At 57.4% G+C, this 8769-nt stretch carries 7 protein-coding genes and 1 pseudogene; 4 read left to right on the forward strand and 4 right to left on the reverse strand.

Translation table 11 applies throughout. The features are described 5' to 3' along the window. Positions 1-46: 46 nt before the first annotated feature. Positions 47-793, reverse strand: a complete 747-nt coding sequence (locus tag NW815_RS00080; protein WP_414329009.1) for a DUF3120 domain-containing protein — start codon at positions 791-793, stop codon at positions 47-49. 152 nt (positions 794-945) lie between these two features. On the opposite strand from NW815_RS00080, the gene NW815_RS00085 reads away from it, so the two are divergent. Then, positions 946-1989, forward strand: coding sequence for a glucokinase (locus tag NW815_RS00085; protein ID WP_414344654.1), 1044 nt, complete (start codon positions 946-948; stop codon positions 1987-1989). A 262-nt stretch (positions 1990-2251) separates the two neighbouring features. Then, positions 2252-3256: a methyltransferase domain-containing protein gene (locus tag NW815_RS00090; RefSeq protein WP_414391053.1), complete on the forward strand. Its 1005-nt coding sequence runs from the start codon at positions 2252-2254 to the stop codon at positions 3254-3256. Here NW815_RS00090 and NW815_RS00095 read toward each other — a convergent pair. Continuing rightward, positions 3193-4920, reverse strand: coding sequence for a helicase HerA domain-containing protein (locus tag NW815_RS00095; RefSeq protein WP_414415602.1), 1728 nt, complete (start codon positions 4918-4920; stop codon positions 3193-3195). The genes NW815_RS00090 and NW815_RS00095 overlap by 64 nt on opposite strands. Positions 4921-5237: 317 nt before the next feature. On the opposite strand from NW815_RS00095, the pseudogene NW815_RS00100 reads away from it, so the two are divergent. Continuing rightward, positions 5238-6227, forward strand: a pseudogene (locus NW815_RS00100) (RNA-guided endonuclease InsQ/TnpB family protein); the annotation flags it as partial. A 91-nt stretch (positions 6228-6318) separates the two neighbouring features. Here the strand turns inward: NW815_RS00100 and NW815_RS00105 are convergent. After that, on the reverse strand, positions 6319-7104 hold the full coding sequence (locus NW815_RS00105; protein WP_414390242.1) for an Ig-like domain-containing protein: 786 nt from the start codon (positions 7102-7104) through the stop codon (positions 6319-6321). A gap of 255 nt (positions 7105-7359) precedes the next feature. After that, entirely contained in the window at positions 7360-7728 is a 369-nt protein-coding gene (locus NW815_RS00110) for an AbrB family transcriptional regulator (RefSeq protein ID WP_011432615.1), read from the reverse strand. Positions 7729-8055: 327 nt separating this feature from the next. Here NW815_RS00110 and coaBC point away from each other — a divergent pair. Continuing rightward, on the forward strand, positions 8056-8769 hold a 714-nt coding region (gene coaBC, locus NW815_RS00115; RefSeq protein ID WP_414415603.1), incomplete at its 3' end, for a bifunctional phosphopantothenoylcysteine decarboxylase/phosphopantothenate--cysteine ligase CoaBC.

An 8769-nucleotide genomic window follows, 5' to 3' on the forward strand; every position in this document is an offset into this window, starting at 1 on the left:
TCAGCAGTGTTCAGCGTAAATGTATCAGTTATGGGGATGTCCCAGCTCACCGCAGCAGAGCTGCCCCCCAGCCAAATAGCCCATCCACCAACAGGGTATTCAGCACTGCTCCCGCAAATGCCCAATGGTGCAAGCGGCGGGATCCCTGGACTCTCCACAATCCAACACCCAGCAACAGAAGGCCCAAGCCGATGCCCCAACCCAGGCCCCAGGGGGTAGCCATTTTGTCGAGGGCCGCCCTAAAAGGGACAACCGCCTGCTCCAACCGGTCAAACTGCATCGCCTGCCGCCACTCAGGCAGCAGCCCCACCGAGTGAATGTAGAGATCTGTAACCGCCGTACCCCACAGGGAGCCGAGATAAAACCAGGTACCGATGCGGGCAAACCGTCGCCGTGTCCCCCACCAGACAATCGGGATCCCCAAGGCTTCCATGGGCATGTGCCAAAGAGGCTCAAAGCGCAGCCATCCCCAATACAGGGATCCTGCCAGCCAAGTCAGGGTAAAGCCGTACAGCAAATCTCCCCACAGGCGGGTACGGGGCTGGGAGTAGAGATGCAAGCTAAGGCCCAGCCAGCCCAAAGACATCACCAAGCTGACCCAAGGGGCATACCGCACCAGGGGCGCTTGCACAAAAACGGGCAGACTCACGAGCAGAGCTGCCACTCCCCCAATGGCATGGTGGGATCGAAAACGCCTTTGAGCCGAGAGAGGGCGGGGATCCAGCCCGGCCAAACGCTCAGAGGACAGCAGAGGCTCATCTTGGAGAGGGGGTAAAAAAGGTGTAGAAGACAAAATGCAATATTAAAAACCTTTACATCAGTTAACATAGCACCTTCTTTGCCCTTCCCTCTTCTCCCCAGCAGGAGCGGGGAAGCCTTGGGGGCCTGGCATTCTCTCTCCAGAGATGTCAGGGTGGGAAGGAGGTGCTGGCCGGAGGAAACTGTATGGACTTGTTGTTGGCAGGAGACATCGGGGGCACCAAAACCAGCCTCAGCCTTGTCAATGCCGAGGATCCCGAGCACAGCCTTTACCACTGCCGCTATGCCAGCCAAGATTACGCCAACCTCGCCCCAATGGTGGGAGAGTTTCTGGCCCAGGCTCGGCGGGAGCTGGGGCGAGATCCACAGCCTGCTGCCGCCTGTTTTGCAGTGGCCGGCCCCGTCATGGAAACAAGGGGCTCAGGGTCTGAGGGACAGACTGCCAAAGTGACCAACTTGCCCTGGGATCTGCAGTCGAGCCAATTGGCCGCAGAGCTGGGGATCCCGCGCGTAGCCTTGATCAACGACTTCAGCGCTGTGGGGTATGGCGTGCTTGCCCTCGGCGACCAGGATCTGGACACCTTGCAAGTGGGTGAGCGTCAACCGCGGGCTCCGATTGGCGTGATGGGAGCAGGCACGGGTTTGGGGCAGGCTTACCTTACCTGGGGAGAAGGGGGTTACCAAGTTCATGCCAGCGAGGGCGGTCACGTGGACTTTTCCCCGCGCACCCCTCTGGAGTGGGAGCTCTTGAGGTATTTGCAAAAACGGCACGGACGTGTCTCCACCGAGCGGGTGGTCTCGGGGCAGGGGATCGTTGCCATTTATCAATTTTTGCGGGATAGCCAGTGGGGCTCAGGAGAAGAACAGCTGCTGGCCCAAATTGAGGCTTGGGAAAAGGGAGCTAAGCATATTGACCCGGCAGCCCAAATTGCCAATGCTGCCATGGAAGCACGGGATCCTCTGGCGGTGGAGTGTCTGCGGCTTTTCATCAGCCTGTACGGGGCTGCAGTCGGGAACTTTGCCCTACACCTATTGCCGCGCGGGGGCCTGTTCATCGCTGGGGGGATCGCGCCCAAGCTCTTGCGCCTACTGCATCAAGGGGAGTTTTTGTCCTCGTTTTTGGATAAGGGGCGGATGCGTCCTCTTCTGGAGCAACTGTCGGTGCAGGTGGTGGTGAATGCGCAGGTGGGGCTGAGGGGAGCTGCTCGCTACGCCGCCAACCTTTGGTAGGGAGCAGCCGCTGCTACTGAGGTTGCCGCCCCGGCCCAGCAGGCGATCGCAGCAATCCCAATGGGTGCTGGAAAATCTCGCCCAGCTGCCCTTTGCCGGGATCCCAGACTTCTTCCTTGAGCCAGCAGATGGGTCAAGATGGGATTGCGCCTTTGCTTGGCTGGCTCCATACCGGAAAGCACTCCGCCTGGGGCTGCGCTATCCAACCGACAATGATTGCCACCACGCAGAGGGACTTCATAGAAACTTCATGGTTGATCCGATGAATCCAATCTTTTGGGCTTTGGGCATAGCTGTGCTGCTGGCCGTGGGCTTGGCAGCCTATCTGTTGACTGCTCGCAAATACGAGTCTCCCGCCTCTGTGGCCAAGTCTTACGACGAGTGGACTCGGGATGGGATCCTAGAGTTTTACTGGGGCGAACACATTCACCTAGGCCACTACGGCTCTCCTCCCCAACGAAAAAATTTTCTGCAGGCCAAGCACGACTTTGTCCACGAGATGGTGCGCTGGGGCGGGTTGGATCGGCTGCCTGCAGGGACGACCGTGTTGGATGTGGGCTGCGGCATTGGTGGGAGCTGCCGCATCTTGGCCCGCGACTACGGCTTTGTTGTAACCGGTATCACCATCAGTCCTCAGCAGGTGAAGCGGGCCCAGGAGCTCACCCCCCCTGATCTGCCTGTCCAGTTTCAGGTGGCAGATGCCCTCGACCTGCCCTTCCCCGATGCCAGCTTCGATGTGGTGTGGTCCATTGAGGCAGGGCCCCACATGCCGGACAAGGCCCGCTATGCCCAAGAGATGCTGCGGGTGTTGAAGCCAGGGGGGATCCTGGTGGTGGCCGACTGGAACCAGCGGGACGACCGGCAAAAGCCCCTCAACCTGTGGGAACGGCTGGTGATGCGGCAACTGTTGGATCAATGGTCGCACCCTTCTTTCTCCAGCATCGAAGGCTTTGCCGAGCAGTTGGAGGCTACCGGGCTGGTGGCAGGACGAGTGGAAACCGCCGATTGGACTCAGGAGACCCTTCCCTCTTGGCTGGATTCCATCTGGCAGGGTGTTGTCCGCCCTGAGGGCTTTCTCAGGTTTGGCTTGGTCGGCTTGGTGAAGTCCTTGCGGGAGGTACCCACCTTTTTGCTGATGCGGCTGGCTTTCGGCACAGGGCTGTGTCGCTTTGGCATGTTCCGAGCGGTGCGGGCAGCTTGTGCTCACAGCCCCAGCTCGGACTTAGCCTGTTGGGCGGCCAGGAGCACCTCCGCATCCTCAGCCTGAGACCAGTCAGGATCGGCAATTTCGGCGTAGAACCGCTGGTCGTAGGGGCGGGTTTGCACCACCACCGGCATGGGCACGGCATGGCCCAGAATTAGGGCTTGCTGTTTGGAGTCCAACTTGGCCAGCACCGTTTTCAAGTTCTGGCTGCCCGCCACCCCTGTGAACACCGCCTCGATATCTTGGTCGTCGTTGAGCAGCGCCGTGATGCGAGTGCCCAACTGCGACATCACCTCGCTGTCGATGCGGGAAGGGCGCTGATCCACCACCAGCAGCGTGACAAAGTACTTGCGCATCTCGCGGGCAATGGTGCCGAAGATGGTCTGCTTGGCCGCCCGCGGATTTAGAAAGCGGTGGGCCTCCTCGATGGTGATGCACAGTTGACGGGGCCGGTCGAGGGGATTTTTGGATTGCAAGTACCGCTCCGTCTGGTGCACGTAGGCCTGGTGAATGCGGCGGGTGATGACGTTGGCCGCCAACATGTAGGAGAGCAGGTTGGACTGGGATCCAAACTCGATAACCACGTGAATGCCGCGGCTGAGGGCATCCAAAATCTGGCCGATGTAGTTGTGGGGCAGGGTGTTGCGGATGTACTTGAGGTTGTCAAGGCGGGTGAGCTTGCGCTGCAGGGCCATCATCGAGGCTTTGTTGCCCATTTTCTGTTCGCAAAACTCTTGAATCTCGGTGTTGGAAAGGCTCAAGAGGCGGCTGATCCAGTCGCGGCCAAACTCGTTGCGCAGGATAATGGCGTTTTCCAGGCTGGCTTCCGATAGGTTCAGCTCCTCTGCCAACAGGGCCAGATCCTCCACCTCGATCTGGTTGTAGGCAATAAACAGCTCCTGCGCATCCCGCACCCCTCGCCGCCGGGTGGAATCGGGATCCAGGGTGTAGATTTGCACCTGACCGGGAAAGAGCTGCCGCAAGCCTTTCACAGTAGTGGCGTGCTTGTCTTCGCTGGCTGCCTCCCAGCCGTACTCGGAGTGCATGTCAAAGATCAGGTTCACCGCTGCCCGCTTGCGGATGATGCCGGCCAGGATCAGGCGGGCTAGAAAGGACTTGCCGGTGCCCGATTTGCCGAAAATGCCGTTGCTGCGCTCCACCCAGCGATCCAAGTCCAAACAGATGGGCACAGCCATGTCGAGGGGCTGGCCGATGGCAAAGTTGCGCCGCTCTGGGTCGTCTTCCCAGCCGAAGACGGTGCGAAAGTCCAGTTCCCGTGCCTCATACACTTGCGAAAAATGGGCGGGCACTGTTTTCACGGGCAGCAGCTCCATGGCGCCAGCGGAAGGGGGTTCTTGGCCGAGGGGAGCTGCCAACGCTTCTGGCCGTTCGGGATTGACCAGGGGATACAGCCTTTCCCCTTCCGTTTGCCGCGGCACCAACATCAACATCGGGGTGAGGGCAATAATGCCATAGGTGCCGGTACCTGCCAGCACCTCCTGCAGCAAGGTCTCTTCCGGGCGGGGGGGATTGACCAGAATTTGGGGGTTGCTGGTTTCTAGGGTAACGTCAGTAAGCAGGCCAAAGAAGCGGTTGCGCTGCCCCTGGATCACCACGAATTTGCCCACCCGCAAGTCTTCTACCGAGACACCGGGATTGAGGCGAGCTTCCAGCCCTCGACTCAGGGATCCCTGAATCACGGTAGCCAAAGGTTGAGGAGGGGTCATGGCGGTGAGGCTTGGGTTCCAGATGCCTTATTCAGTTGCCCATCTGTAAGCGGGCGCTGGTGCGGGGGGCGCCATCCTGCACAATCCAGGTGCGGACGATCTCCACTTCCTCCGGCGTCCAAAAGCCCAGACGGGACAGGGGCAGCCCGCGGGCCTGAATGTAAGCAATCTCAGGGGATCCGCCGCGAGCTTGGGGGCGGTTGAGCTGAACTCTAGTCTCGACTGAATGCAGTGTACATTATATATATTCAGTATGCCCCAATTTGTAGCTCCAAAGGGAACAGCAATAGGTTTAGTGCTGAACTAGAGGTCGTACTTTGTTATTAGGATTCAAGACGGAGTTAAGACTGAATAACAAGCAAAGGACACTGGCGGCGCAGCACGCTGGGGTTGCTCGGCACGCTTACAACTGGGGACTGGAGCTTTGTAAGCAAGCTGTGGCAGAGAAGCGGAAGATTCCCACGGCAGTTGATCTGCACAAGAAACTTGTAGCCGAGGTGAAGAGGGCTAATCCTTGGTACTATCAGGTTTCTAAATGTGCCCCGCAGGAAGCTCTTAGGAATCTGGAGAGAGCAATTAAGAGGTGGCGTGCTGGGAAGTCTAGATTTCCAGTATTCAAGAAGAAGGGGAAGCTGGACAGCTTTTACCTAGAAGGTGGGATTAGAATTTCCGGCAACAAAATCAAGGTTCCGATTTTCGGCTGGTTAGCTTGTTACGAGGTCTTGCCTGTGGTTGTGCCCAAGAATGTTGTTATCAGCCGGCGGGCCCACCGTTGGTTTATTTCCTTCAAGTATGAGGCGCCTGAGCCAGGGGGGCTGGAGAAGGAAGGGGACGTTGTTGGGGTTGACCTAGGAGTTAACAATCTAGCCACGTGTTCTGACGGGGGGACTTTTGGCAACCCCAAGCCCTATTGTAAGGCTAGGAAGCGGCTGAGGAGGTTGCAAAGGCGGTTGTCCAGGAAAGTTAAGGGGTCGCAAAACCGGCGGAAGGCAGTTAAGAAGGTGGCAAGACTCCACAAGAGAGTAGTTGATATTCGTCGGGACAACCTACACAAGCTTACTACCTATCTAGCTAAGAGGTATCGGGTGGTAATTATAGAGGACCTGAACGTCTCGGGGATGCTCAAGAACCACAAGTTAGCTAGTAGTCTAGCCGAGTGTAGTTTCTATGAGTTCAGGCGACAGCTAGAGTATAAAGCTAGGCTCTACAGCTGTCAGGTGGTAGTGGCGGATAGGTTTTATCCGTCCAGCCAGCTGTGTTCTTGTTGCCAGCATAAACAGCAGATGCCGCTGCACCAGCGGGTGTTTCGTTGTGAGAGTTGCGGTTTAGAGAAAGACCGGGATCTCAACGCAGCGATTAACTTGGTGGGGTGGTATTTTGAGGTGTATCTACCCTCAACTACCCCCAGCTTGGGGGGAAGTCACGCCTGTGGAGATCCCGCTGCCGGGGTTGGGTTGCAAGCCCAGCTAGGCAAGGGTCGTAGAAGCAGGAAGAAAGCATCAACGCTGGTCGAAAGTCCACTTTTGTCCAATGTTGTTTAAGTCTTTCGGAGCGGTTAATGGCGTTGAGGATGTAGGCGTGGCGGCTCGTCCACCGGGGATTGATCAACTCGCTATTGGGATCCCCTGGCCTGACATAGGCCATCGTGGCCTCATAACTGTCCAGCAACTGGGTGCGCTGCCGTCCTGCCGGCTGATGGCAACCCACACAACTGGCTTCTAGCAGCGGTTTGACATCCCGTTCGTAGGTAAATTGCGGTTCGGTGCGAAAACTCAGCTGAATGGCCTGCTCGAGGGGCAGCCCCTCTTGGGGAGAAAGCGTGAGGGTGTAACGGGTGCTAAAGCGCAAGGGATCCCGAGGCTTAAGCAACAACTCGTCTCCCTGCACATCAAAAATAACCGCTGCCGGCGGATCCAACTGAACCGCCAGACGTTGTAGATTGGGATCCAGTGGCCGATTGAATTGCAGCCGAATGACTCCATCCACAAAAACATCCTGCTGTTCGGGAGTAGGCTGGGAAGACACCCACTCCAAAAATGCCTGACTTTGAGAAGCATTCGACTGAGGCCAAACTTGCCGATGAGACTCGATGACAAAGAACGCTGCTGCCAACAACAACAGCCCCGCCCAAGTTCGCCACCGCCGCCAATGGCGAAAGACATTTTGTACGGTCGGAGTGTTCATTGTTGCAGACTCAATTCAACTGTTGTCAGAATAGCGAACTTGCCCACACTTCAGCCATTGATGAGGTACAAACTGCCAGGGATCCCCAGCGGATCATGAGGATCCCTTGTTTGAAAAGTAGAGAAACAATAAACACCGGAGCGAAGGGAAGAGGTCGCTGCTCCCAAGCCCCTAGAGGCCGAAAGGAATACCAAAGGCTTTACCCAAGCTGAGATGAACTCACCAGCAGGGAAAAGCATCCAGGGAGACAGCAAATCAGTTGACCCGCTCCAGCTTGATGTTGTGGTGGCCCAGCTTGATCTCGAACTCATCTCCGGGCTTGAGGCCCATCTTCTTGGTGTAGGCAGCTCCAATCAGGAGGTTGCCATTCTTATGAACCGAAACCCGGAAGGTAGGAGCGCGGCCACGGGATCCATTTTCGTCACTAGCGCCGAGATCCACGCCAACGGCCTTCAACAGGGCGTTGTTAAACTGCATCAGATTCACTCGCTCCTGACCATTCTTGGTGTAGGTGACATAACCACAGGCGCGAGCTTTTTCCTTGCGATCCGCATTTCCCATTGAAGTTACCTTGTCGAGGAGCTCTTGGCCAGTGAGTGGTTTTGGTTTACTGGTTGTAGCCATATCGAGATGGTTTTAGGGACAACTGTTAGTGTAGCCAGAAACAAACAGCGATTGCAATAGAGTTTGATCCAACTCTTCTTAATTAGAGGGAATGAGTGCGCGACTGCAATGGGATCTGAGGGCTGGTTGCGCAAAACAGCAGTGGGGAATTCCCTCTGAAGGCCAGAACCTATGGGGGAGACTTTGGCTGAAATGGGGAATGATAGGCTCTCAGGCCCTATTCTCGACAGGGTCATCCGTCCAAGTCAAAGTATCTTTGGGCGAGGGATCCCCGCTTTGCCGCCGGAATTGAGCAAAAGCAGGGAAACTGGAAACAAGGCTGTTTGCGTGTCACTCGATATGGATCCCTTTTGGTCGGGGCGGCGTCTCCTCATTGGGGTGAGCGGGGGGATTGCTGCTTACAAAACGGCAGCTTTGGTGTCTGCTCTGGCGCAGCAGGGAGCAGAGATCAAGGTGGTTTTGACAAAAGCTGCGGAACATTTTATTTCTCCTTTGACTTTTGCCACCTTGTCCCGCCAGCCGGCTTTTACGGATGCCGCCTTTTGGCAAGCAACACGAGGACGACCGCTGCACATCGAGTTGGGGGAATGGGCGGAGGCTCTCCTCATTGCACCCTTGTCGGCCAACACCTTGGGCAAGTTGGCTCATGGGCTGGCGGATAATTTGCTCACCAATGTGATCCTGGCTTCCCGGTGTCCGGTGGCGGTGGCACCGGCTATGAATACGCAGATGTGGAAGGCGGAGAAGGTAGCCGAGAATTGGCAGCGGCTGCAGCAGGATCCCCGTTTTTGGGCCTTGCCGACGGCCAGTGGCCGCCTGGCCTGTGATGCGGTGGGGGAAGGGCGCATGTTGGAGCCGGAGGCGCTGCAGGAGTATGTGCGGGCTTTGCTCTGGACAGGGGGGAAAAAAGATTGGCAGGGCAAGCGGGTGTTGGTGACGGCGGGGGGGACACGGGAGCCCATCGACGCGGTGCGTTTTATCGGCAACCCGGCCAGTGGTCGGATGGGCGTGGCATTGGCGGTGGCGGCAGCCTGCCGGGGG

It is taken from the genome of Synechococcus sp. R6-7, assembly GCF_047461695.1.
Taxonomy (GTDB): Bacteria; Cyanobacteriota; Cyanobacteriia; order Thermostichales; family Thermostichaceae; genus Thermostichus.